Consider the following 23,245-nt stretch of genomic DNA (forward strand, 5'->3'; position numbering starts at 1 on the left):
TTAGGCCGATACCAGTCCCAAAGCGGTTTCGATCGCCGCACGGTCGATATGATCATGCTCGGCAATCACCACCAGCTGCGAGGCACGCGGACGGCTGCCCCAAGGCTGGTCGAACTGGCCGCGCAGGCGGGTGCCCACCGCCTGCACCAGATAGCGCATCGGCTTGCCCTTCACCGCCAGATAGCCTTTCATCCGTAGGATATTGAGATCCCCCGCCATCGCGATCATGCGTGCCTCAAGCCCTGCGATATCCTCGATCTCGCCCAGATCCACGACAATCGTGTCGAAATCGTCATGTTCATGGTCGTGGTGGCCGTCATGATGGGACGGGCGCGCCTCAAGGTCGTCTTCCGCCGCCGCATTCAGCCCCAAGATAACCTGCGGGTCGATTTCGCCTTCGGTCATCGGCAGGATCGGCAGCTTGCGCGGGGCCTCGGCCTCGATGACGGCACGGGCTTTTGCCAGCCCCTCTTCGCCCGCCAGATCGGCTTTGGACAGAAGCACGATATCGGCGCAGGCGATCTGGTCCTCGAAGACCTCCGACAGCGGCGTTTCATGATCAAGCGAGGGATCGGCGGCGCGCTGTGCATCGACCGCTCCCAGATCGGGCGCGAACTGGCCGGAGGCGACAGCCTCGGCATCCGCCAGCGCGATCACCCCGTCCACCGTGATCCGCGAACGGATCGCAGGCCAGTCGAAGGCTTTCAGAAGCGGTTTGGGCAGCGCCAGCCCCGAGGTCTCGATCAGGATATGGTCGGGGGTTTCAGGCAGCGCCAGAAGGCGTTCGATGGTGGGAATGAATTCATCGGCCACGGTGCAGCAGATACAGCCATTGGCCAGTTCGAGGATGTTATTCTCGGGGCAGTTTTCATCGGCGCAGGATTTGAGGATATCCCCATCCACCCCTGCGGTGCCGAATTCATTGACCAGCACGGCCAGACGGCGGCCTTGCGGGTTTTGCATCAGATGGCGGATCAGCGTGGTTTTGCCCGCGCCCAGAAACCCTGTGACAACCGTTACCGGAACCTTTGCGAGATTGGTCATTGATCACTCCTGCGGATCATTTTGCGGCGGAATACGCGCAATGGATTGTTTGCGAAAGATTACCGGGCGTGCGCGCCAAGGCACCAGACCATCGGTGGTGTCCTTATAGGCGCGGATCCCGCTAAGGATATCCTCAAGATGCAGATCGGGATCGAGATCGCCATAGACATAGGTCCAACGCTGCGCCCCTCCGGCCAGAACCATCGAACAGGACCGCGTGCAGGCCGAAAGACATTCGGCAGCCCGCACCTTTACGCCCTGCGGCAGGTCGGCGTGCTGCAGCGCCTGATGCAACCGCGTTCCCGGACGCGGATCGGCCTCGTCCCCTGCGCGGCGGCAGGTGGTGCAGATTGTCACGGTTACATCTGTCATATGCTCTCCCTTACAGGGCGCATAGCACTGGCCGAAAGCCGAAACCACCGGTTTCCCCTTCCGTCCGGCCACGACACACCCCGATCGCCCGTTCTCATCCGCGTCTCAGGCAGGTCTCCCGGCTTGCGAAGTCAGGAAGAGAGTCTCCTCCTGCCGGTCGCGCCTTCCCGGATGGCTCCAGTGGCATGCGGCCTCTTCGGTCACGGTCGCGGGGGCGGCTGCGCTTGGGACCGTGTCGCACCGTCCCTATCGCATTCCCTTTTCACCTGTCATAGACAGGAACCTGAACGCAGGGCTAAAAGACGTGAGTGCCCCGCCTTTGTCAAGGAAGGAGATCCCGATGCCCGAGACATCGCAAACGACCCACTCGCCCGAAGATATGGCCGACCGCCATGCCAGCAAGATGGCCAAGAAGAAGGCCGCCCGTGACAAGATCATGGCCACCAAGGAAGGCGAAAAAGGTCTGATCATCGTCAATACCGGCGCAGGTAAGGGCAAATCCTCTGCCGGTTTCGGGATGATCTTGCGCTGTATCGCCCATGAAATGCCCTGCGCTGTCGTGCAGTTCATCAAGGGCGCATGGGATACGGGCGAACGTCGTCTGATCGAAGAGCATTTCTCCAATATCTGTCAGTTCTACGCGATGGGGGAAGGTTTTACCTGGGAAACGCAGGACCGCGCCCGAGATGTCGCGATGGCCAAGCGCGGGTGGGAAAAAGCGAAAGAGCTGATCCGCAATCCGGAAATCCGTTTCGTGCTGCTGGACGAGATCAATATCGCGCTGCGCTATGACTATCTGGATATCGACGAGGTCGTGACCTTCCTGCGCGACGAGAAACCGCCGATGACCCATGTGGCGCTGACGGGGCGCAATGCCAAGGACGCGCTGATCGAGGTCGCCGATCTGGTCACCGAGATGACCTTGGTCAAGCACCCGTTCCGCTCGGGGATCAAGGGCCAGAAAGGCGTGGAATTCTGAACGATCGCGGGCCGTTTTTGCGAAAAGGCTTGCTTGACGCATCGTCCTTTGGAAGCCCTGCCGGACCAGTTTACATGCGGGGCTTTCGGGATGAGGGAAAACAAGGTTATTTTAACGATGTTACGCCATGATGCTCCTGCCACATTCGGCAGGGTCCCGAAGCTGGCAGAAGGTGGGCGCACCGCATTTCCCGAAGCCAGCTGCCACTGTCTTGGTCGAGATGCGGTGCAGTCCCGCCCGTGCTCGGCGGCTTGGGGGCGGGGCTGCCCTGGCGCGGCGCAGCGTGACGTGACAGGCCGGAGGGCTGCGTGATGGTGGCGCTGATGATTCAGGGCGCGGGCTCCAATGTCGGCAAATCGATGCTGGTGGCAGGGCTTTGCAGGGCCGCACGGCGGCGCGGGCTGACGGTGGCCCCGTTCAAGCCGCAGAACATGTCCAATAACGCAGCGGTCACGGCGGATGGTGGCGAAATCGGTCGGGCGCAGGCGCTTCAGGCACTGGCCTGCGGGCTGGAGCCCGTCACCGATATGAACCCTGTCCTGCTCAAGCCCGAAAGCGAGACGGGATCGCAGGTCGTGGTGCAGGGCCAGCGCCTGACCACCGTGCGTGCGCGGGACTATGCCGCGCTGAAACCGTCCCTGATGGGCGCGGTTCTGGACAGTTTCAACCGTTTGCGCGCCCGCCATGATCTGGTGATCGTCGAGGGCGCGGGCAGCCCGGCCGAGGTCAATCTGCGCGCCAATGACATTGCCAATATGGGCTTTGCCTGTGCCGCGGATGTGCCGGTGGTGCTGGCGGGCGATATTGACCGCGGCGGGGTCATCGCGCAGATCGTGGGCACGCAGGCCGTTCTGTCCGCGCAGGATGCGGCGCAGATTGCCGGCTTCCTGATCAACAAGTTCCGCGGAGATCCACGGCTTTTCGATGAGGGCTACCGGCTGATCGAGACACGTACCGGATGGCGCGGGTTCGGCGTTCTGCCGTGGTTTGCCGAGGCCGGTCGCCTCCCTGCCGAGGATGCGCTGGACCTGCCAAAAGTCTCGCAAGGGGCGGGGCTGAAAGTGGTCTGTCTGGGGCTGTCGCGCATTGCCAATTTCGATGATCTCGACCCCCTGATGCAGGAGCCTTCGGTTCAGGTCTCGATCCTGCGGGCCGGTCAGGCCCTGCCCGGAGACACCGATCTGGTGATTCTGCCCGGATCGAAATCGACGCGCGGCGATCTGGCCTTCCTGCGCGCGCAAGGCTGGGATATCGACCTGCAGGCCCATCTGCGGCGCGGCGGGCATATTCTGGGGATTTGCGGGGGATACCAGATGCTTGGCCGCAGCATTCAGGACCCGCACGGGCTGGAAGGGCCTGCGGGCACCGAGGCGGGGCTGGGCTTTCTGGAGGTCGATACGCAGATGGTGGCGCAAAAGCGCCTGACCCGCGTCAGCGCCCGTCATGCCGCCTCGGGCGCGATGTTTTCCGGCTATGAAATCCATATCGGGCGCAGTGATGGCCCCGATAGGGCGCGCCCCTTTGCCTATGTCGAGGGCACGCCCGAGGGGGCGATATCGGCGGATGGACGGGTCAGCGGCAGCTATCTGCACGGGATGTTCGGTGATGACGGGTTCCGCAGCGCATGGCTGCGCGCGCTGGGGGCACAGTCTAGCGGCATGAATCACGGCGCGCTGGTCGAGGCGACGCTTGACCGGCTTGCCGACCATCTGGAAGCCCATCTGGATGTGGCGGGGCTACTGGCCCTCGCCCGTTAGGACCGCCTCCAGCCGTGCCCATTCCTGCGCGGATCCGGGCAGGCCCAGCCTGATCCAGCGCGGATGCCACGGGAAAATCCGGCTCCAGATGCGCGCGCGTGCAAGGCGGGTCTGCGCGCCTGTGGCATCGGGGGTCTCGTATAGCCGGAACAGTTCGGCCCCGCCCGCCCGTTGCCAGCCCGCGCGCTGTGCGAGGCTGTCCATACGGATGACATCCTCATGCAGCCGCGCGCAGGTCTGTTGCTGCCAGCGGGTATCGGCCAGCGCCTGCTGCCCGATCACCAGCGCCGCACCGCAAACCGGCCACGGACCCGCCATCTGCCGGATCTGCGCAATCTGGGCCTCAGCCCCCAGCACAAAACCCAAGCGCAGCCCGGCCTGACCGTAGAATTTCCCGAAGGACCGCAGCACGAACAGATCCGGCGCACCAAGATGGGCCACCACTGACAGATCGGGGCGCGGATCGGCAAAGCTTTCATCGACCACCAGCGCGCCGACCTCCTGACGCAGCGCCAGCAATGTCGTGGCGGGATGGCTCTGCCCGTCGGGGTTGTTGGGGTTGACCACAACCGCCAGATCGGCCCCGCGCAGCTCTGCGATCGTGGTGACCTCCTGCACCTCCCAGCCCGCCTGTCGCAGGCTGGCTGCATGTTCGTTATAGGTCGGGCCAAGCACCCGCGCCCGTTTCGGCCCGCCGACGATATGCGGCAGGGTCTGGATGGCGGCCTGCGCACCGGCCAGCGCGGCAATCGCGGCGTCTTTCAGGCCATAGGTCCGGCGCGCCACGGCCAGAAGGCCCTCCATCGCGCTGCGCGTCGGCAGATCGGTATAGGCCTGCGACGGCAGCGCGGGCACGGGATAAGGCACACGATTGATGCCGGTCGAGAGATCGATCCAGTCATCGCCCCCGAATATGGCCATCGCCTGATCGAGATTTCCGCCGTGATCGCGCATAGGATACCTTTCAGAACAGGGGCCGTTTCAGACAAAGGCCAGAGCAAGAAGACAGAGCCCCATAAGCCCAATCGCCCGCAGATAAAGCCGCAATCCGCGTTGCAGATCCTGCGGCACGGGATCGGGGGCCGCGGCATTCACGAAAGGCTCGTCGGCCATATGGGTGCCATAGATGCGCGGACCGGACAGGCGCACCTGAAGCCCTGCGGCCAAAGCGGCTTCGGGCCAGCCCGCATTGGGCGAACGATGCAGCCCCGCATCACGGCGCATCACCCGCAGCGCGCGCATCGGCGCGGAAACCAGCGCAAAAAGCCCCCCGCTCAGCCGTGCAGGCGCAAGATTGACCAGATCATCCAGCCGCGCCGCAAATTTGCCAAACCACTCATACCGCGCGTTGCGATGGCCGATCATGGAATCCAGCGTATTGATCGCCTTATAGGCCGCAATCCCCGGCAGGCCCAGCACGACACCCCAGAAGACCGGTGCCACAATCCCGTCGGAGGTGTTCTCGGCGAGGCTCTCGAGGGCGGCACGGGCGACCCCCGCCCTGTCCAGACGGGAGGGATCGCGCCCGACGATCATCGACACCGCAATCCGTGCCTGCGGCAGATCGCCCGCACAAAGCGGGCGCGCCACAGCGGCCACATGGCTATACATCGAACGCGCCGCGATCAGCGGCCACGCGCATAGCCCCAGCAAAAGCGTGCCGATCCACGTCTCGGGCAGCATCCATTGCACCAGACAGGCCATGCCCGTGGTGACCCCGATCACCAGAACAGAGGTCGTCACCCCGCCCCAGAACCGCTGCCGGTCGGACCAGTGGCACCGGTTCAGACGCGGCTCGAGCGCGCTGATCAGGGCCCCGATCCATGTGACCGGATGACCGATGCGGCGGAACACGGCCTGCGGCCAGCCAAAGAGGCCATCCGCCACCAGCCCGATCACCATCAAAAGCGCGCCTGTCATCATTCTCTCCGCCCGTCTTGCGGCGACATGGCCCCAAGGGTGAATTCCATCACCCGCCCATATCCTGCCGCACGCAATTTGTCATGTGCCGCCTGACGTTGCGCAGGCGGCGCCGTCCGCTCGAGGATCAGCCCACGGGCAGAACCGGTATGCGCGCGCAGATAGCCGAGGCAGGAAAGCTGGCTTGCAATCTGTGCGGTAGGATCGGCGGTCGGGCCCCGGATGGCTGCCGTGCGCGCCGCACTCAACGATGCCAGACGGGCAATCTCCGGCAAGTCGCCCCGCTGCGCCGCGCCGTGCCATTGTGGCACCAGATCGCAGAGATCGGCAAAGTGGCTATCTGCCGGATCGGTCCGTTCGGGCCCACCCCAGAGCCCGCCAATGATGCGCATCGGCGGCGGGGCCGGAAGCGGCACCAGCCCCTGCCCCAAGCGCGAGGCCCAAAGCTGCGCTGCGGGTTCGACAAAGGCCAGCGGGTCGGTTGCCCCCTCGATCTGCCAGCAGATCCGCATGACCTCCTGCGGGGCCAGCCAGGGGGCCAGATAGCGAATCACCGCCACCAAGGCCGCAGTCGAGGCCCCCGTCCCCGCGCCGGGCAGCATATTGGTGGCCAGCCTAAGCCGCCCCCGAAGCCTGCCCCCCCGTAGCGCCCCCCCCCGTAGCGGACCACCCCGTAGCGGGCGCAGCAACTGTCCAAGCCGGCGCAGCGCGTCACGTGGCAAAAGCCGCATCGGATCATGCAGCCCGAAGACGCGGGACGGCTGCACCGAAAGCACCGCCTGTAGTGGCGCGCAAGGCACCGACACCAGCGCCACCGGCCCTGAAGGCCCGAGCCGCCCCTGCAGGAATTCCCCGAAATGGCCACTGACCCGAACGGCGGCGTGGCGCGGCATCGGGTGGTCGCTCAGACGCATCGGTTCACGGCGGTAATCACCGCTCCCTCGGGCCGCAGGACTGTCACATGGCTGAGCGACAAAGGGTCGATGCCAAAGCGCAATCCACCCTGCAGCGCGCCTGTGGCCCAGCCCAGAACCGCACGGATACTGCCCGCATGGGCGACCACCGCAATCCGCCCCGGTGACGCCGCGAGCGTGTCGATCGCGCGGATGACCCGCTGCCCCAGATCCAGAAAGCTTTCCCCGTCAGGGGGGCGATGCGCCGCCAGATCCTTGAGCGGCAGCGGCCCCAGATCGGGCAGCTCGGCATAGGCGCGCCCTTCCCATGCCCCCAGATCCTGCTCCCACAGATCGGCGTTCAGGGTGATCGGTTCTGTGGGCCAAAGCGCTTTGGCTGTCTGCTGGCAGCGCAGCGCGGGACTGGCCACGATCCGGTCAACCGCCCCCACCGTCAGGGCGATCCGCGCCAGTTGCTCGGGCGCGGGAAGGCAGGCTGCCAGATCGCGCCGCCCATAGACGCAGCCATCCCCGATAACAGGCGCGTGCCGGATCAGAACCAGCTCGGTCGCCTCTGACGCGGGCGTGATCGACATGAATCTTCCTCTTTGCTTTTCAGCCCTTTTCTGCTTTGTCATCGCTCGATGAGCAAGATCATACTAATGACCGGCGGGGCCCGTTCGGGCAAATCCCGCCTTGCAGAGGAGCAGGCACAGCGCCTTGGCTCCCCCGCGATCTATATTGCCACCGCCCGAATCTGGGACGACGAGACACAGGAGCGTGTCGATGAACACCGTGCCCGCCGCGTGACGGGCTGGCGCGATATCGAAGCCCCGATCGATCTTGCCCGAGCCCTGCGCGAGACAGATGGCACCGCCCCGCGCCTTGTCGATTGCCTGACCATGTGGCTGACCAATCTGATGATGGAAGACCGCGATCTGGCGCAGGAGCTGGACGCGCTTCTTGCCACTTTGTCTCGCCTGACATCTCCGGTGGTTTTTGTCACCAACGAGGTTGGTATGGGAATCGTCCCCGAAAACGCACTTGCGCGCCGTTTCAGAGACGCGCAGGGGCACGTTAATCAAAAAATAGCCGCGCTAGCAGACGAGGTCTATCTGGTCACCTGCGGCTATGCGTTAAAGGTCAAACCGCAATGAGCCTCTTTCCTCTTTCCGCCCTGTCCGAACTGGACGTTCTGGCCGACAAGCTGCCGGTCTTCGATCATGCTGCGGCCGATCTGGCCAAGTCCCGTCAGGACCAGCTGACCAAGCCGCCGGGGTCTTTGGGGCGGCTGGAGGATCTGGCGATCTTCATGGCGGGCTGGCAACGCCGCGAGCGCCCGCATATCCGCAAGGCGCAAGCCCTTGTTTTTGCCGGAAATCATGGGGTTTGTGCCCAAGGGGTGAACCCCTTCCCGCAATCGGTGACCGCGCAGATGGTGGCCAATTACGAACATGGCGGGGCGGCGATCAACCAGCTTTGCCGTGCCAACGGGGCCGAACTTTCGGCTGTGGCGCTGGATCTGGACACGCCCACGGCGGATTTCACGCAAGCGCCCGCCATGACCGAGGCCGAAACGCTGGACGCGCTCAATCGCGGGGCGGCGGCGGTGGACCCCGAAGCGGATGTGCTGATTCTGGGCGAGATGGGGATCGGCAACTCGACCATTGCCGCGGCGCTGGCCGCGGCCCTGTTTGGCGGTGAGGTCGGCGATTGGGTCGGGCGCGGCACCGGATCGGATGATGCGGGCGTGATGCGCAAGATCTCGGCCATCAGCCGCGGGCTGGAGCGCCATAAGGGACTGTCTGCCAAACATATTCTGGCGGCACTGGGCGGGCGTGAACAGGCCGCGATCTGTGGTGCGGTGCTGGCGGCGCGGATGTATCGTATCCCCGTGCTGCTGGACGGGTTTATCTGCACCGCGTCGGCGGCCCCGCTTCACGGCGTAGACCCCGCCCTTCTGGCGCATTGCCTTGTGGGGCATGTCAGCGTCGAGCCGGGCCATCGCAAGCTGCTGGCGGCGCTTGATAAACAACCGATCCTCAATTTCGACATGCGCCTTGGTGAGGGCACGGGCGCGGCCCTTTCGCTGGGGATCCTGCGCTCGGCGCTGGAGTGCCATAACGGAATGGCCACCTTTGCCGAAGCGGGGGTCGACGGGGCGGAAGAACCGGCGGTGTCCGCACAATGATCCGCGCACGTCTGGCCGAGCTGCAACTTGCCATCATGCTGTTGTCGCGCCTGCCCGCAGGGCGCCTGCCCGAAGAACGGATCAGTCTGGGACATACGGTCTGGGCCTATCCGATTGCCGGTCTGGTCATCGGGGTTGGCGGTGCGCTCAGCCTCTGGCTATCGGCCCTTCTGGGGCTGCCCGCCTTTGCCGCCGCGCTGATTTGTCTGGTTGCGCTGACCTTTCTTACAGGGGCGCTGCATGAGGACGGGCTGGCCGATCTGGCCGACGGGTTGGGCGGCGGGCGCGACCGCGAGAAGAAGCTGGAGATCATGCGTGACAGCCGGATCGGCAGCTACGGGGTGACCGCGCTGGTGCTGGCCTATGGTCTGCGCGCCTGCGGGATTGCCACGCTTTACACCCACGGGCCGCATCTGGCGGCGGCAGCCCTGATCGCGCTGTCGATGGCCTCGCGGGCACAGATCGCGCTGTGGCAGCATGTCATGCCGGTTGCCCGTACGGACGGGATGGGCCATGCCGCGCATGGGGTGCCACGGTCGGCACTGACTCTGGCGCTGCTCTATGGCGCGCTGGGGCTGAGCCTGACCGGCTGGATGGCACCGGTTGTGGCGCTATGCGTTCTGGCAGGCGGCGGGGCTGTCGCCATCGTGGCGCGGCGCCAGATCAGCGGCCAGACCGGCGACGTCTTAGGGGCCAGCCAGCAAGTGGCCGAAATCATGGGCTGGATCGGCCTTATGGCACTGATCTGAATTTGCCTAAAAAATAATCGCACACCGGCGGGCGGCGGGAAACTTCCAGCGGCCCGCCGAAATCGCTGGCCCTTGCGCGCATGGCTTGCCTAGGTTGTCTTAACAGCCTTGGAAGGACAGCGCGTCATGGCGATCTATGCATCCATTCATCACCTTACCCATTACAAATACGACAGAAATGTCATGCTTGGGCCACAGATCATCCGGCTGCGGCCTGCGCCCCATTCGCGTACCAAGGTGATTTCGCATTCGCTCAAAGTGACGCCTGCCGAGCATTTCGTGAACCTCCAGCAGGACCCCTATGGCAACTGGCTGGCGCGTTTCGTCTTCCCTGAGCCCGTGCGCGAATTCAAGATCGAGGTCGATCTTGTGGCCGATATGACGGTCTATAACCCGTTCGATTTCTTCGTCGAGGAATCCGCCGAGCATTGGCCGTTCGACTACCCCGCCGATTATGCCGCCGATCTGGCGGTCTATCGCACGCCCGAAAAAAGCACCAAGCTTCTGGACGCTTTCGTCGCCAGCATTCCGCGCAAGAAGACCCGCACGGTGGATTTTCTGGTCGGGCTGAATACGCAGATTTCCGGCCTTGTCGATTACACCATCCGGCTGGAACCGGGCGTGCAGACACCCGAGGAAACGCTGACGCTGAAGTCGGGCTCCTGCCGTGACAGCAGCTGGCTTCTGGTGCAGGTGCTGCGTCAGCTGGGCTTTGCCGCGCGCTTTGTCTCGGGCTATCTGATCCAGCTGAAACCCGATGTGAAGGCGCTCGATGGCCCCTCGGGGACCGAGCATGATTTCACCGATCTGCACGCCTGGGTCGAGGTCTATCTGCCCGGCGCGGGCTGGATCGGGCTGGACCCGACCTCGGGGTTGATGACGGGCGAAAGTCATATCCCGCTGGCGGCCACCCCTCATTACCGCACCGCCGCGCCGATTGCGGGGGGCTTCACCGCCGATGGCACGCCCAAGGTCGCGTTCGATTTCGACATGCAGGTCACGCGCGTGGCCGAACATCCCCGTATCACCAAGCCGTTTTCCGACGAGGCTTGGGACGCGCTGAATGATCTGGGCAAACAGGTTGACCGCGATCTTGTCGCAAGCGATGTGCGCCTGACGATGGGCGGCGAGCCGACCTTCGTGTCGATCGATGACTTCCAGTCCGAGGAATGGAACACCGCCGCCGTCGGCCCGCAAAAACGCGACCGCGCCGATGTGCTGATCCGCAAGCTGCAATCGCGTTTTGCCCCCGGTGGCTTCCTGCATTACGGTCAGGGCAAATGGTATCCGGGCGAGACCCTGCCGCGCTGGACGTTTTCGCTTTACTGGCGCCATGATGGCCAGCCGGTCTGGTCCAATAATGACCTGATCGCCCCCGAAGGCACCTCGCAGGATGCCACGCCCCATCAGGCGCAAGAGCTGATGCGCGAGATCGCCCATCAGCTGGATGTCGATGAAAACTATGTCATCCCCGCCTATGAGGACCCTGCCGAATGGCTGGTGAAAGAAGCCCAGCTGCCCGAGAATGTGACGCCCAAGAATTCGAAACTGGAAGATGCCGAGGCGCGCCATCGGATTGCCCGCGTCTTTGATCGCGGCTTGACCACGCCCACGGCCTTTGTGCTGCCGGTCCAGCGGTGGCAGGCCAAGGCGGGCGGTGCGGGTTGGCGCTCTGAACAATGGAAGCTGCGGCGCGGTGCGATGCTGCTGGCGCCCGGTGACAGCCCCGCAGGCTACCGTCTGCCGCTGGCCTCTCTGCCGCATCTGAGCGCTGCGCAATACCCCTATCACAACCCCGCCGATCCGACGATTCCGCGCCCGCCCCTGCCCAAGCACGATCCGGTGAAACCGGCGGAACGGCTCAGCCAGCCGATGGCCTCTTTCATCCCGTCCGACCCTGTGACGCAGGGCTTTGTCCCGCAGGGCTCGCCCGAGATCGACGGTTTCGTGCGCACCGCCCTTTCGGTCGAGCCGCGTGACGGGCGGCTATGCGTTTTCATGCCCCCCGTGGTCTGGCTGGAGGATTATCTGGACCTTCTGCGCGCCGCCGAGGCCGCCGCCGCCAATCTGGGGCTGAAGGTCCATATCGAGGGCTATGCGCCGCCCCATGACCCGCGTCTCAATGTGATCCGCGTGGCCCCCGATCCGGGCGTGATCGAGGTCAATATCCATCCCGCCCATTCTTGGGAGGATTGCGTGGCCACCACCGAGGCGATCTATGAAGAGGCCCGCCTCTCGCGGCTTGGGGCTGATAAATTCATGATCGACGGGCGCCATACCGGCACGGGTGGCGGCAACCATGTGGTGGTGGGGGGCGAGACCCCCAATGACAGCCCCTTCCTGCGTCGCCCCGATCTGTTGAAATCGCTGATCCTGACGTGGCAGCGGCACCCCTCGCTCAGCTATCTCTTCTCGGGCATGTTCATCGGCCCGACCTCGCAGGCGCCACGGATCGACGAGGCCCGCCATGACAGTCTTTACGAGCTTGAGATCGCGCTCCACCAGATCCAGCCGCATATGTCGGTGCCGCCTTGGCTGACCGACCGCCTCTTGCGCAATATCCTGATTGATGTGACAGGCAATACCCACCGCGCCGAAATCTGTATCGACAAGCTCTATTCCCCCGATGGCCCCACGGGGCGTCTGGGGCTGGTCGAGTTCCGCGGCTTCGAAATGCCGCCCCATCCGCGCATGTCGCTGGCCCAGCAGCTTCTGATCCGCGCGATCATTGCCCGCGCGTGGAAAGCGCCTATCGAGGGCCGCCCCGTGCGCTGGGGCACCGTGCTGCATGACCGCTTCATGCTGCCGCATTTCATCTGGCAGGACTTCCTCTCGCTACTGGAAGACCTCAGCCTGCATGGCTATGACTTCGACCCCGCGTGGTTTGTGGCGCAGGAAGAATTCCGCTTCCCCTTCTGCGGGCAGATCACCGTCGAGGGCGTCCATCTGGAGTTGAAACAGGCGCTGGAGCCGTGGCATGTGCTGGGCGAGACCGGCGCGATTGGCGGTACCGTGCGCTATACCGATAGCTCGGTCGAGCGGATGCAGGTCAAGATGACCTCGCTGCACCAAGACCGCTATAAGGTCACCTGTAACGGGCGCTTCATGCCGATGACCCCCACGGGCACCTCGGGAACGTCGGTCGCGGGGGTGCGCTATAAGGCGTGGAAACCGCCGGAATCGCTGCACCCGACGCTGCCCACCAATGCGCCTCTGGTCTTTGACATCTATGACACATGGTCGAACCGCGCGATTGGCGGCTGCACCTATAACGTGGCCCATCCGGGCGGGCGCAATTACGACACCTTCCCCGTCAATGCCAATGAGGCCGAGGCGCGGCGTCTCGCGCGCTTCCAGCCCTTCGGCCACACACCCGGCGCCTATGTGCCAAAGGTGGAACAGCCCCACCCCGAATTTCCGCTCACGCTTGACCTGCGCCGCCCAGTCGGGCTGATCTAGGCGCAGAACATTTAGGGCGAAGCGATGGCCGATAGACCAAACCCGCCTGCCAGCCCGCTGCTGGCAGGGTATACACCCGTAAAGGGGGTGGCGGACGAGCTTTTCGATGCGACAGGCCGGATGCGACCGGTCTGGCGCCGCTTTGTCGAGCGGTTCCTGCGGCTCTCGCCCGAGGAGATCGAGGCCCGTTTCGAACGCGCCGATCTGTATCTGCGCGATGCGGGCGTGTTCTACCGGCAATATTCCAATGACCCGCTGACCGAACGTAGCTGGCCGCTCAGCCATATTCCGGTCATCCTGCACGAGGCGGAATGGCGCGGTATCTGCGAGGGGCTGACCCAGCGTGCCGATCTTCTGGAACAGGTGATGGCCGATCTTTACGGGCCTGCTGATCTGGTGACGCAAGGCCACCTGCCCGCAGAACTGATCGCGGGGTCCAGGCAATTCCTGCGCCCGATGGTGGGGGTGCAGCCCAAGGGCGGGCATTACCTGCATTTTCTGGCCTTCGAGATCGGGCGCTCGCCGGACGGGTCGTGGTTTGTGCTGGGCGATCGGACACAGGCGACCTCGGGGGCGGGGTTCGCGCTGGAAAACCGCATGGCCACGGGGCGCGCCTTTCCCGAACGGTTCCCGCGTGCCTATATCCATCGTCATGCCGGATTTTTCGGGGCCTTTCTGCAAGCGTCCGAACGGCTGGCCGAAGATCGCGAGCACCTGCGCGCGACACCGGCAATCCTGACCCCCGGCCCCTCGAACGAAGCCTATTACGAACATACCTATATCGCCCGCTATCTGGGCATCCCGCTGCTGGAGGGGGAAGATATTGTCGTCGAGGACGGGCGGGCCAAAGTGCGCACCATCTCGGGGCCACAGCCGCTCGGGGCGCTCTGGCGGCGGATCGATGCCGGATTTGCCGATCCGATCGAATTGGACGAGACCAGCCAGATCGGCACGCCGGGGCTGATGGAGGCCATCCGGCAAGGCCATCTTGGCATGGCCAATGCGCTGGGATCGGGCATTCTGGAGATGCGCGCCATGCTGGCTTTCCTGCCGCGCATCTGCGAGGTGCTGACCGGCAAACCGCTGACCCTGCCCAATATCGCGACATGGTGGTGCGGGGCCGCCGACGCCCGTGCCTATGTCAACGCCAATGCCAAGCGGATGATGATCGGCTCCGCCTATGCGGTGAACCTGCCCTTTGACCTGAATGCCACCACGGCTCTGGGCGGGCAGTTTCGCGGCTCGGCCCGTGAGTCGGTGACAAAATGGCTTGAAGAGGAAGGCCGCAGCCTTGTGGGACAGGAAGCCGTGACGCTATCCACCACGCCTGCATGGTCGCGCAATGCCGCAGGAGAGGCGCAGATCACCCCCCGCCCGATGACCGTGCGGGTCTTTGCCGCGCGCACCGAAACCGGCTGGCGCTTCCTGCATGGCGGCTATGCCCGTATCGGACGCTCCGAAGACCCCACGGCGCTGGCCATGCAGCGAGGCGGCTCGGTGGCCGATGTCTGGATCGTGGCCGATCATCCGGTCTCGCAAGAGAGCCTTGCCCCCGAAAAGACCGGCCGTTTCCTGCGCAGCGATCCGGGCATTCTGCCGGCACGCGCTGCCGACAACCTTTATTGGCTGGGCCGCTATATCGAACGGACCGAGGACGCGATCCGCCTGCTTCGCGCCTATCATCTGCGGCTGGCGGCCACCGGAAACAGTGCCGATCCGCGGCTCAAGCTGATGCGCAGCTACCTTGCCTCGGTGGGCTATACATTCGAGAAAGCGATCCCCGACACGCTTCTGGGACGTTTCGAAATGGCGCAGGGCTGTGCGGCCAAGGTGCGCGACCGGTTCTCCACCGATGGCTGGAACGCGCTTGGCGATCTTCTGTCCACGGCGCGGCGCTTGCAGAAAACCGCAAAGCCGGGCGATGATGCCGCCCGCGCCATGTCGGTTTTCCTGCGCAAGATCACCGGTTTTTCGGGGCTGGTGCACGAGAATATGTATCGCTTTTCCGCATGGCATTTCCTGTCCTTCGGGCGGGCGCTGGAACGCGCTGATGCCACGACCACCCTGCTGGAACTCTACGCCGCCCCCGACAGCCCCGAAGGCGGGCTGGATCTGGCGGTCGAGGTCTGTGACAGCGTGATCACCCATCAACGGCGCTTCCGCGTGGAAACCAGCCGCGACACCGTGCTGGACCTGCTGGCGCTGGATGGCGACAACCCGCGCGCGCTGGCCTTTCTGATGACGCGCATGTGCGATCTGGCGCGGCGGATGCCCCATGCGATGGATCATGGCCGCCCCAATGCGCTGATGCGGGCGCTGATGCAGCTTGAAACCGAATTCAGCTGTGCCGAACCCGACGATCTGACCCCCGAGCGCCTGCGCCACCTGCGCCATGAATTGGGACAGGTCTCCGACCTTCTGACCACCGCCTATCTGAGATGACCGATGTTCTATGATCTGAAACTTGTCATCGAATACCATTACGATTACCCCACGGATCGCGCCCGCAATATGCTGCGGCTGATGCCTGCGCGGCTGGCGGGTCTGCAAGAGGTGCAGGCCGCCGCCCTTGTCGTTACGCCCCGCCCTGACGAGCGCCATGATCTCACCGATTATTTCGGCACATCCGCCAGTCAGGTGGCATGGGCGCGCCCTGTCTCGGCGCTGCGGTTCGAGGTCACAGCCAAGGTCGAGCGCAAAGAGGATCCGCGCGCGATGGATGTCTCGGCAAGCCTGCAGACCCTCCCGCGCGAGCTGGCGCAGCAGGCAAGCCTTGCCCCCCTCGCGCCGCATCATTTCACTCAACCGTCGGCGCGTATCCTGCGCAGCCCCGCCATCACCGCTTTCGGGCAGGACTGCCTGATCCGCGAGATGAGCACCCTTGAGGCCATCGAGGCGATCGGCCATGCGCTGCACCGCGAGATGGAATTTGATGCAAGCGCCACCACCGTCGACACATCCGCTACCGAAGCCTTCACCGCACGGCGCGGGGTCTGTCAGGATTTCGCCCATATCATGATCACCGCGCTGCGCGGGGTCGGCATTCCGGCAGGCTATGTGTCCGGGTTTCTGCGCACCAATCCCCCGCCCGGACAGGAGCGGCTGGAGGGGGCCGATGCGATGCATGCCTGGGTGCGGGCATGGGCGGGATCGGAAATGGGCTGGGTCGAGTTCGACCCGACCAATAACCAGTTCGCGGGAACCGATTATATCGTGGTGGGCTACGGGCGCGATTATGCCGATGTGGCCCCCGTGCGCGGCGCGCTACGGTCTATGGGCGGGGCCACGACCACGCAAGCGGTCGATGTGATCCCGCGCCCATAGGGAAGAGGGATTCGGGCAAAGCCGAGGACGTTCAGGGGCCGAGACCTTTCCCGTTTGGCAGGTCTATGGCCCAATCAAACCCGGATCCGTTCAGGCGCGATCCAGAAAGCCCAGCACCGAGCGCGCCGCGCGCAGACCGGGAGGATCGCCTCCCTCGCCCAGACGCTGCATGGTCAGCTCCATCGCCGCGATCTGACCGGCGCGGGCCTCGCGATCTTCCAGCAGCTGCAACAGCTTTTCCGAAATCAGACGCGGCTGACAGTTGGGGCCAAGAAATTCGGGCACCTGACGGGTGTCAGAGACCAGATTGACCAAGGTTACCGTGTCGATTTTCATCATATTCCAGACAATATGCCATGTGATGCGCGAGGCATCATAGGCAATCACCATCGGCGTGCGGTTGGCGGCCAGCTCCAGCGAGACCGTGCCCGAGGCCGCCAGCGCCAGATCGGCCGCGGCAAAAGCCGCGCGCTTGTCCTCGCTGGCTTCGACAACGATGGGCGCAACCGGCCAGCGGGCCGTCATCTGCCGCACGAATTTCGAGACCCCCCTCACCGTCGGCACCACCACCCGCAGGCCCGGCTCGCGGTCGCGTAGCTGCATCAGCGCCTCGTCAAACCGTGCCCCCAGACGCGCAACTTCGGATTTGCGCGATCCGGGCAGACACAGCACCAAGGGCTGGTTCGGGCCGATCATATGGGTTTCGCGGAAGGCTGCGGCCTCTTCGGCGGTGGCACGCGGTTCGGTCACCACCGGATGCCCGACAAAATCGCAGCTCATCCCCGCCGCTTCCATATAGGGCGGCTCGAACGGTAAAAGCGCCAGAACATGATCGACGGTCTTCGCCATCTTGGCCGCGCGCCCTGCCCGCCATGCCCAGACCGAGGGCGCGACATAATGCACGACCTTCTGCGCGGGACGCGTCGCTTTGACGATCTTGTGGACGCGCAGGCAGAAATCGGGACTGTCGATCGAAATCACCACATCCGGCGCCTCCGCCAGAATGGCCTCGGCGGTCTCGCGGATCCGGCGCTTGAGTTCGCGGTATTTGGGCAGGATTTCGGCGATCCCCATCACCGAAAGCTCTTCCATCGGGAAGCGGCTCCCGAGCCCCTCTTCTTCCATATGCACCCCGCCGATCCCCGTGAAAGAAATCTCGGGCACCAGCGATTTCAACCCTGCCATCAACGCGCCGCCAAGCTTGTCGCCCGACGGTTCGCCCGCGATGACGAACACCCGCATCAGGGGCGCACCCAGAGGAAGATTCCGGCTTTGGTCGCGGCATCCGCCGTGGCGGCCTGATCCAGCACCATCACACCGCCGGCTTCGATGACAATCCCCGCAAGCCCCGCATTGGCGACCCGCGCCACGGTTTGCGGACCGATCACCGGCAGGTCGATCCGGCGGTCCTGACCCGGCTTCGGCGCCTTGTAGAAGACCCCGCCACCTGGGTTCAGTGCCTTGTGCAGGCTGACAAAATCCAGCATTGCATCGGTGCCCGGCTGGGCCTCAACCGCAAGACAGAGCCCGTTCGACACAACGCAACCCTGCCCCACATCCACAGCGCCCATCGCCGCGACAATCGCCGCCGCCCGCGCGGCGTCTTTCTCGTCGCGTTCGGAAATCGCGCCGAGGCGCAATCCGGCAGGCGGCAGAAGCTGCGGCAGAAGTTCGTGAATGCCCAGCGTCTGGATGTCCCATTCGGCAAACAGCTCGATGACCGCGCGCAGCGTGGCATCATCGCCCTGCTGCATAGCCCCCAGCATCCGCGGCACAAGTTGCGCGGTTTTCAGATCGAACATCTCGGGTTCGATCTTCGGGCGGCTCAGCGCGCCCGCGAAGACCACATGGGTGATCCCGCGCCCGACAAGCTCGTCGAGAAAGGGCACCAGCCGCTCGAAGCGGAAGCGGATCACCTCTTCGCCGCCGATCTCGCAGGGGAACCCGTCCATCTCGCAGACCGTCAGCCCCGGCACAGCCTGCGCCAGCAGCTTCGGTGCGGCTCCCTGACCGGCGATCAGCGCAATCGTCTTGGGGTTCATCTGTCCGTCCATCCTCTTTCGGGCCTTATTTATGTTGCGGCGTCAGGAACGAACGATCCGACGGTCCCAGAATAAAATCAAGCACTTCACGCACAAGTTCACTCTCCGGTCCGGCCTCGTTATGTTCGCGGGCCACCTCGCGGAAATTGCCCTCGCCCAACGCCTTATAAAGATCGCGCAAGGCATTGATTTCGGTGCGGTCCGTGCCACGGCGGCGCAGTCCGACAAGGTTCATCCCTTCGACCTGCGCCCGTGGACCGGCAACCAGCGCATTGGGCATGACATCGGCGGCCACCATCGACAGCGCCCCGATCATGGCACCGCGCCCGATCCGCACCCATTGGTGTACCCCCGAAAGCCCGCCGACAATCGCATCGTCATCAATATGGCAATGCCCCGCCACAGCGACCGAATTGACCAAGATCACCCGGTCACCGATGATGCAGTCATGGCCGACATGGCAGGACGACATGAACAGCCCGTCATCGCCCACCTTGGTCAGACCGCCACCGCCTTCGGTGCCGGTATTCATCGTCACATATTCACGGATGCGGTTCCGCTTGCCGATAACCAGCCGCGTTTTCTCGCCCTTGAATTTCAGATCCTGCGGGATCTGTCCCAGAGAGGCGAAGGGAAACACTTCTGTCCCCTCGCCGATCTCGGTCGCACCGGTGACCACGATATGGCTCTTGAGCGTGACATTGGCCGCAAGAACCACTTCGGAGCCGATTAGACAGAAAGGACCGATCTTGCAGCCCGGGCCGATGACGGCCCCCTCTTCCACGATGGAAGATGCGTGGATCTCGGCGGTAGGATCGATCGCCATGCCTGTCTCCTTACTTCGCCGTCGCCATCATGGCGGTCAGCTGCGCCTCGCAGGCCAGCTCGCCATCAACCAGCGCGCGGCCCTCGAACTTCCAGACCTTGCCACCACCACGCTTGAGCGTCAGCTCCATGCGCAGCACATCACCGGGCACGACCTTGCGGCGGAATTTCACACCATCCATCGACATGAAATACACCGACATATCCTTGTCGATCAGGTTCTTCGAAATGCCCGTGATCACAGCAGCGGTCTGTGCCATCGCTTCCACGATCAGCACCCCAGGCATCACCGGCTCTTGCGGGAAATGGCCTTCGAAATGCGGTTCGTTGGACGTGACACATTTGATGCCAACGCCGCTTTCCATCGGGACAATGTCAATGACCTTGTCCACCAACAGGAACGGATAGCGATGCGGCAGCATGCGTTTGATGAGCGCCAGATCGGCCTCGGTATAGGGGGCGGCTTCGGTCATTTTCTGTCCCTTTTATCTTTTGCCGACGACATAGTTAGCCAATGAGGCCGGGAGCATGGATTAGCAAGCCAATCAGAACTTTGCAAGAAAAGCGAAAGCGATACCCGCCTCCGGATTGCGGGTGGTCGGCCGTTTATGGCGCGCTCGGACCGGATGGCAGCGGCTCTTCCTCCAGAAGATCGGGCGCGGTGCCGGAATTTGGCGCCGGCGCAGGCTGTGCAGGTGGATCGGGCGCATCCCCGCCCAGCTCTTTCGGCACGGGCTGCGGCTCTCCGGTGCCCAGCTTGCTATCGACGATTTCCAGCATGTCATCGGTCACGTCGATCTGCGCAAGGCCACGGATGATCACCCGCCGGTCGATGACGATCTGCGCGCCCTTCTGCTGCAGCAGATCATCCAGCAATGGCAGCGCCGCCTTCAGGAAGGCCTGTTGCTCGGCCTCGACCTGACGGGCCAGCGCCTCGGCCTTGGCCTTTTGTGCCGCGCGGATGCCGGTGGCCTTTTCGTCAAACGCATCGGCCGCACTTCGGAAAGCCTCGGGGGTCATGGTGGCACGCCGCCGCGTCAGCGTCTTCTCTTCCTCGATAAGATCATCGGCGATGCGCTTGTTTTCGGCCGCGAGCCGTGTCGATTCTTGCGCAAGCTGCTGCTTCACGCGCCGCGCCCAGGCCGATTTCTGGTAAAGCTCTTCCCACTCAAGCGTCAGGATCGGCATATTGGCCGCCACCGCCCCATCGCGCGAGACGGTGACCCCTTTGGCGTCCTGCGCCATGACAGCAACCGGCAGGATACAGGCGGGCAGGACAAACAGCGCCGCAGCACCGATCATCCGCGACGCACCCGCCCTATACCACGCCCATCGCATCGGATTAGAACTTCGTCGACACGGTCAGGTCGAAGTTCTGCTCTTCGTCGTAATCCTCTTTGACGATGGCCTTGGAGAAGTTCAGACGCAGCGGGCCGATGAAGCTGTCCCACAGAAGCGAGACACCGATGGCCGAGCGCAGGTGGAACCCGTCATCGACCTCTTCGACACCATCGGTATCGTCCAGACCCCAGACAGAGCCGGCATCAAGGAAGACCGCGCCCCCCAGCTTATATTCCTCGGGCAGACCCAGCGGGAACTGCGCCTCGAGGCGGGCGACTGCGAAATATTTACCGCCAAGCGCGTCTTCGTTGGGCGCGGCCGTATCGCGCGGGCCGATCCCGTTGGATTCGAAGCCGCGGATTTTGCCGTTTCCGGTAAAGCGGTCCAGAATGGTGGTATTGCCGGAGGAGGCAATGATCGCGCCGCCTTCCAGCTCGGCACGCAGCGTCACCTCGTCATTCCAGACCTTGCGCTGTGCGCGGCCCAGAACCGTGGTCGTCACCGCCTCGACATCGCCGCCCAGACCCGCGAATTCCTGATCGAAGCGCAGCAGATAGCTGTAGCGCGGGTCGATATTGGTCTCCGTGGTGTCGAAGGTATAGGTATATCCCACCGCCGATTTGTAGCGGGCCCCCTCTTCGCGCGACAGGATCGGCGACGAGCCGGTTGCCTCGCTTGCATCATAGGTGTCCACATCGGACAGCTCTTCGCGGCTGAACTCGTAGCGCAGTTTCAGACGCGCATTCTCGGCCACGGGGAACTCGATCGAGGGCTGGATGCCCGCACGCATGGTCGAGTAATCGGAGTTGTCGTTATCGGTGGTGCTATAGAACAGCCGCCCCGTTGCCGCCAGATCGCGCCCGAAGAGATAGGGTTCGGTGAAGCTGATCACCGAGGTCTGGTTATCCGAGGTCGTCCCGATGCCGATCGAAAGCTGCTGGCCACGCCCGAGGAAGTTGCGCTCGTTCAGCGAGGCATTGATCCCGAAACCGGCAGAGGCGCCATAGCTTGCACCGAAGGTCAGCGAGCCGGTCGGCTGCTCGGTCACGTTCACGTCAACGATGACCTGATCATCATTGGTGCCCTTGCGGGTGTTCACATCGGCATTCGAGAAATAGCCCAAGGCGCGGATACGCTCGGCGGAGCGCTTGATCTCGCGCGGGTTATAGGGGTCGCCTTCGACCGAGTGGAATTCACGACGGATCACACGGTCCAGCGTCGCGGTATTGCCCTCGATATCGATGCGCTCGATAAAGATACGCGGGCCCTTGACCAGCGCGAACTGCACATCCAGCGTGCCGGTGCGCGGGTTGCGGGTCACACGCGGATCGACCCGAACGAAGTTCAGACCGGCCTGACGGGCTTTCTCTTCCATCCGCGTCACGGCCAGATCGATGGCGGTGGGCGTGTAGATCGCGCCCGCGCGGATCTTGCTCAGCTTGGAATACTCGTCCGCGCTTACCCCGTTCACTTCGGAGACGGTCGAGATCTTGCCGAATTTGAACTGCTGGCCTTCGCTGATATTGAAAGTCATGAAGAAGGCGTCGCGTTCGCGGGTCATCTCGGAGGAGACACCATTGACCTGCACATCCGGATAGCCGCGCGAGCGGTAGAAATCGGTCAGCAGCTGGCGATCCACATTGACGCGGTCGGCCACGAACGTATCGCGCTGGATGAACGCCCGCAGGATGCCCGCCTGTTTGGTTTGCAGGACCTGACGCAGACGGCGATCCGAGAAGGCATGGTTGCCGGTGAAGGAGATCCGCTCGATCTCGGTGACCTTGCCTTCCTTGATCTCGAAGGCGATATCCACGCGGTTATTGGAGCGGCGGATGACCTTGGGCTCGACGCGGGCATTGACACGACCGCCCTGAGCATAGGCTTCGGCGATCAGCTGGGCATCGGCCTCGACGGTGGCGGGGCTATAGACACGGCGGCTTTGCGACTGGACGATCTTGGCAAGCGCCTCGTCCTTCATCCGCTGGTTGCCCTCGAAGCTGATCACGTTGATCGTCGGATATTCCTGCACAGTGATCTTCAGCGTGCTGCCTTGCGGCTCCAGATCGACCTTCTCGAACAGCCCCGAGGATTGCAGCTTCTGATAGGCTTCATTGAGCTGGCCCGCGCTGAGGCTTTCGCCCGCCTTTATGCCTGCGGTGCCCAGAACGGTGGCGTTGTCCACGCGCTCGTTGCCCGAGATCGACACCGACGAGAAGCTGTAGCTTTGCGCCAGAACCGAGTCCGGCAGTGCCACGCTTGTCAGTGCCACAGCAAGCGACAGGGCCGCTGGTGCGAGAATACCGGAAATTTGTCCAAGACCTTGCCGGCCTTCTTGCCTGTTCAACATCG

General features: G+C 63.9%; 20 protein-coding genes and 1 riboswitch. Of the genes, 8 read left to right on the top strand and 12 right to left on the bottom strand.

What is annotated here, in order from left to right; translation table 11 throughout:
* Together cobW and WDB88_RS09135 are read right to left on the bottom strand one after the other, a co-directional pair.
* A complete protein-coding gene (gene cobW, locus WDB88_RS09130) occupies nt 1-1,044 on the bottom strand; it encodes a cobalamin biosynthesis protein CobW (protein ID WP_339107358.1) in 1,044 nt (347 codons plus the stop codon).
* A gap of 3 nt (nt 1,045-1,047) precedes the next feature.
* A complete protein-coding gene (locus tag WDB88_RS09135; RefSeq protein ID WP_339107359.1) occupies nt 1,048-1,416 on the bottom strand; it encodes a DUF1636 domain-containing protein in 369 nt (122 codons plus the stop codon).
* A 90-nt stretch (nt 1,417-1,506) separates the two neighbouring features.
* A riboswitch (cobalamin riboswitch) is annotated at nt 1,507-1,718 on the bottom strand.
* 38 nt (nt 1,719-1,756) lie between these two features.
* Here WDB88_RS09135 and cobO point away from each other — a divergent pair.
* Both cobO and WDB88_RS09145 read left to right on the top strand, forming a co-directional pair.
* On the top strand, nt 1,757-2,395 hold the full coding sequence (gene cobO / locus WDB88_RS09140; RefSeq protein WP_339107360.1) for a cob(I)yrinic acid a,c-diamide adenosyltransferase: 639 nt from the start codon (nt 1,757-1,759) through the stop codon (nt 2,393-2,395).
* Nucleotides 2,396-2,706: 311 nt separating this feature from the next.
* The gene (locus tag WDB88_RS09145) at nt 2,707-4,152 is read left to right on the top strand and encodes a cobyric acid synthase (protein WP_339109508.1); all 1,446 of its coding nucleotides are present in this window, start codon (nt 2,707-2,709) and stop codon (nt 4,150-4,152) included.
* Here the strand turns inward: WDB88_RS09145 and cobD are convergent.
* The 4 genes from cobD to WDB88_RS09165 are packed head-to-tail and all read right to left on the bottom strand — an operon-like array spanning nt 4,132 to nt 7,561.
* On the bottom strand, nt 4,132-5,106 hold the full coding sequence (gene cobD / locus WDB88_RS09150; RefSeq protein WP_339107361.1) for a threonine-phosphate decarboxylase CobD: 975 nt from the start codon (nt 5,104-5,106) through the stop codon (nt 4,132-4,134). The genes WDB88_RS09145 and cobD overlap by 21 nt on opposite strands.
* Nucleotides 5,107-5,133: 27 nt before the next feature.
* The gene (cbiB, locus tag WDB88_RS09155; RefSeq protein WP_339107362.1) at nt 5,134-6,072 is read right to left on the bottom strand and encodes an adenosylcobinamide-phosphate synthase CbiB; all 939 of its coding nucleotides are present in this window, start codon (nt 6,070-6,072) and stop codon (nt 5,134-5,136) included.
* Nucleotides 6,072-6,965 carry a propanediol utilization protein gene (locus WDB88_RS09160; RefSeq protein WP_339107363.1) on the bottom strand — a complete coding sequence of 298 codons (894 nt, stop codon included), beginning with the start codon at nt 6,963-6,965 and terminating at the stop codon, nt 6,072-6,074. The genes cbiB and WDB88_RS09160 overlap by 1 nt, the downstream gene beginning before the upstream one ends.
* An 11-nt stretch (nt 6,966-6,976) precedes the next feature.
* Nucleotides 6,977-7,561 (bottom strand): histidine phosphatase family protein, encoded by a 585-nt coding sequence (locus WDB88_RS09165; RefSeq protein ID WP_339107364.1) that lies wholly within the window; start codon nt 7,559-7,561, stop codon nt 6,977-6,979.
* 48 nt (nt 7,562-7,609) lie between these two features.
* Between WDB88_RS09165 and cobU the strand changes: the two genes are divergently transcribed.
* The 6 genes from cobU to WDB88_RS09195 all read left to right on the top strand — a co-directional run bounded on the left by cobU (nt 7,610) and on the right by WDB88_RS09195 (nt 16,688).
* Entirely contained in the window at nt 7,610-8,122 is a 513-nt protein-coding gene (cobU, locus tag WDB88_RS09170; protein ID WP_339107365.1) for a bifunctional adenosylcobinamide kinase/adenosylcobinamide-phosphate guanylyltransferase, read from the top strand.
* The gene (cobT, locus tag WDB88_RS09175) at nt 8,119-9,156 is read left to right on the top strand and encodes a nicotinate-nucleotide--dimethylbenzimidazole phosphoribosyltransferase (protein ID WP_339107366.1); all 1,038 of its coding nucleotides are present in this window, start codon (nt 8,119-8,121) and stop codon (nt 9,154-9,156) included. Before cobU ends, cobT begins: the two co-directional genes overlap by 4 nt.
* Entirely contained in the window at nt 9,153-9,905 is a 753-nt protein-coding gene (locus WDB88_RS09180) for an adenosylcobinamide-GDP ribazoletransferase (protein ID WP_339107367.1), read from the top strand. The genes cobT and WDB88_RS09180 overlap by 4 nt, the downstream gene beginning before the upstream one ends.
* A 126-nt stretch (nt 9,906-10,031) precedes the next feature.
* Complete coding sequence (locus WDB88_RS09185; RefSeq protein ID WP_339107368.1) at nt 10,032-13,364, top strand: transglutaminase family protein; 3,333 nt, start codon at nt 10,032-10,034, stop codon at nt 13,362-13,364.
* A gap of 24 nt (nt 13,365-13,388) precedes the next feature.
* Nucleotides 13,389-15,806, top strand: a complete 2,418-nt coding sequence (locus tag WDB88_RS09190) for a circularly permuted type 2 ATP-grasp protein (protein WP_339107369.1) — start codon at nt 13,389-13,391, stop codon at nt 15,804-15,806.
* A gap of 3 nt (nt 15,807-15,809) precedes the next feature.
* Nucleotides 15,810-16,688 carry a transglutaminase family protein gene (locus WDB88_RS09195; RefSeq protein WP_339107370.1) on the top strand — a complete coding sequence of 293 codons (879 nt, stop codon included), beginning with the start codon at nt 15,810-15,812 and terminating at the stop codon, nt 16,686-16,688.
* A 90-nt stretch (nt 16,689-16,778) separates the two neighbouring features.
* Here the strand turns inward: WDB88_RS09195 and lpxB are convergent, their stop codons facing one another.
* The 6 genes from lpxB to bamA form a co-directional block, all read right to left on the bottom strand.
* Nucleotides 16,779-17,930, bottom strand: coding sequence for a lipid-A-disaccharide synthase (gene lpxB, locus WDB88_RS09200; protein ID WP_339107371.1), 1,152 nt, complete (start codon nt 17,928-17,930; stop codon nt 16,779-16,781).
* A complete protein-coding gene (lpxI, locus tag WDB88_RS09205) occupies nt 17,930-18,730 on the bottom strand; it encodes a UDP-2,3-diacylglucosamine diphosphatase LpxI (protein ID WP_339107372.1) in 801 nt (266 codons plus the stop codon). Before lpxI ends, lpxB begins: the two co-directional genes overlap by 1 nt.
* 25 nt (nt 18,731-18,755) lie before the next feature.
* Nucleotides 18,756-19,556 (bottom strand): acyl-ACP--UDP-N-acetylglucosamine O-acyltransferase, encoded by an 801-nt coding sequence (lpxA, locus tag WDB88_RS09210; RefSeq protein WP_339107373.1) that lies wholly within the window; start codon nt 19,554-19,556, stop codon nt 18,756-18,758.
* Between the two features lie 10 nt (nt 19,557-19,566).
* Nucleotides 19,567-20,028 carry a 3-hydroxyacyl-ACP dehydratase FabZ gene (gene fabZ, locus WDB88_RS09215; protein ID WP_339107374.1) on the bottom strand — a complete coding sequence of 154 codons (462 nt, stop codon included), beginning with the start codon at nt 20,026-20,028 and terminating at the stop codon, nt 19,567-19,569.
* A 133-nt stretch (nt 20,029-20,161) separates the two neighbouring features.
* Entirely contained in the window at nt 20,162-20,857 is a 696-nt protein-coding gene (locus WDB88_RS09220; protein WP_339107375.1) for an OmpH family outer membrane protein, read from the bottom strand.
* Between the two features lie 40 nt (nt 20,858-20,897).
* Complete coding sequence (gene bamA, locus WDB88_RS09225; protein WP_339107376.1) at nt 20,898-23,243, bottom strand: outer membrane protein assembly factor BamA; 2,346 nt, start codon at nt 23,241-23,243, stop codon at nt 20,898-20,900.
* Nucleotides 23,244-23,245: the final 2 nt, after the last annotated feature.

The sequence above is a fragment of the Thioclava sp. GXIMD4216 genome (assembly GCF_037949285.1).
Classification (GTDB): Bacteria; Pseudomonadota; Alphaproteobacteria; order Rhodobacterales; family Rhodobacteraceae; genus Thioclava; species Thioclava litoralis.

Bases quoted from the DNA above. Each gene is read 5' to 3' on its own strand.
- cobO (WP_339107360.1), top strand. From the start codon at position 1,757: ATGCCCGAGACATCGCAAACGACCCACTCGCCCGAAGATATGGCCGAC.
- cobU (WP_339107365.1), top strand. From the start codon at position 7,610: ATGAGCAAGATCATACTAATGACCGGCGGGGCCCGTTCGGGCAAATCC.
- WDB88_RS09145 (WP_339109508.1), top strand. From the start codon at position 2,707: ATGGTGGCGCTGATGATTCAGGGCGCGGGCTCCAATGTCGGCAAATCG.
- WDB88_RS09190 (WP_339107369.1), top strand. From the start codon at position 13,389: ATGGCCGATAGACCAAACCCGCCTGCCAGCCCGCTGCTGGCAGGGTAT.
- WDB88_RS09220 (WP_339107375.1), bottom strand. From the start codon at position 20,857: ATGATCGGTGCTGCGGCGCTGTTTGTCCTGCCCGCCTGTATCCTGCCG.
- lpxB (WP_339107371.1), bottom strand. From the start codon at position 17,930: ATGCGGGTGTTCGTCATCGCGGGCGAACCGTCGGGCGACAAGCTTGGC.
- WDB88_RS09160 (WP_339107363.1), bottom strand. From the start codon at position 6,965: ATGCCGCGCCACGCCGCCGTTCGGGTCAGTGGCCATTTCGGGGAATTC.
- fabZ (WP_339107374.1), bottom strand. From the start codon at position 20,028: ATGACCGAAGCCGCCCCCTATACCGAGGCCGATCTGGCGCTCATCAAA.
- WDB88_RS09195 (WP_339107370.1), top strand. From the start codon at position 15,810: ATGTTCTATGATCTGAAACTTGTCATCGAATACCATTACGATTACCCC.
- cobW (WP_339107358.1), bottom strand. From the start codon at position 1,044: ATGACCAATCTCGCAAAGGTTCCGGTAACGGTTGTCACAGGGTTTCTG.
- cobD (WP_339107361.1), bottom strand. From the start codon at position 5,106: ATGCGCGATCACGGCGGAAATCTCGATCAGGCGATGGCCATATTCGGG.
- cobT (WP_339107366.1), top strand. From the start codon at position 8,119: ATGAGCCTCTTTCCTCTTTCCGCCCTGTCCGAACTGGACGTTCTGGCC.
- lpxA (WP_339107373.1), bottom strand. From the start codon at position 19,556: ATGGCGATCGATCCTACCGCCGAGATCCACGCATCTTCCATCGTGGAA.
- WDB88_RS09165 (WP_339107364.1), bottom strand. From the start codon at position 7,561: ATGTCGATCACGCCCGCGTCAGAGGCGACCGAGCTGGTTCTGATCCGG.
- bamA (WP_339107376.1), bottom strand. From the start codon at position 23,243: ATGTTGAACAGGCAAGAAGGCCGGCAAGGTCTTGGACAAATTTCCGGT.
- WDB88_RS09135 (WP_339107359.1), bottom strand. From the start codon at position 1,416: ATGACAGATGTAACCGTGACAATCTGCACCACCTGCCGCCGCGCAGGG.
- WDB88_RS09185 (WP_339107368.1), top strand. From the start codon at position 10,032: ATGGCGATCTATGCATCCATTCATCACCTTACCCATTACAAATACGAC.
- cbiB (WP_339107362.1), bottom strand. From the start codon at position 6,072: ATGACAGGCGCGCTTTTGATGGTGATCGGGCTGGTGGCGGATGGCCTC.
- WDB88_RS09180 (WP_339107367.1), top strand. From the start codon at position 9,153: ATGATCCGCGCACGTCTGGCCGAGCTGCAACTTGCCATCATGCTGTTG.
- lpxI (WP_339107372.1), bottom strand. From the start codon at position 18,730: ATGAACCCCAAGACGATTGCGCTGATCGCCGGTCAGGGAGCCGCACCG.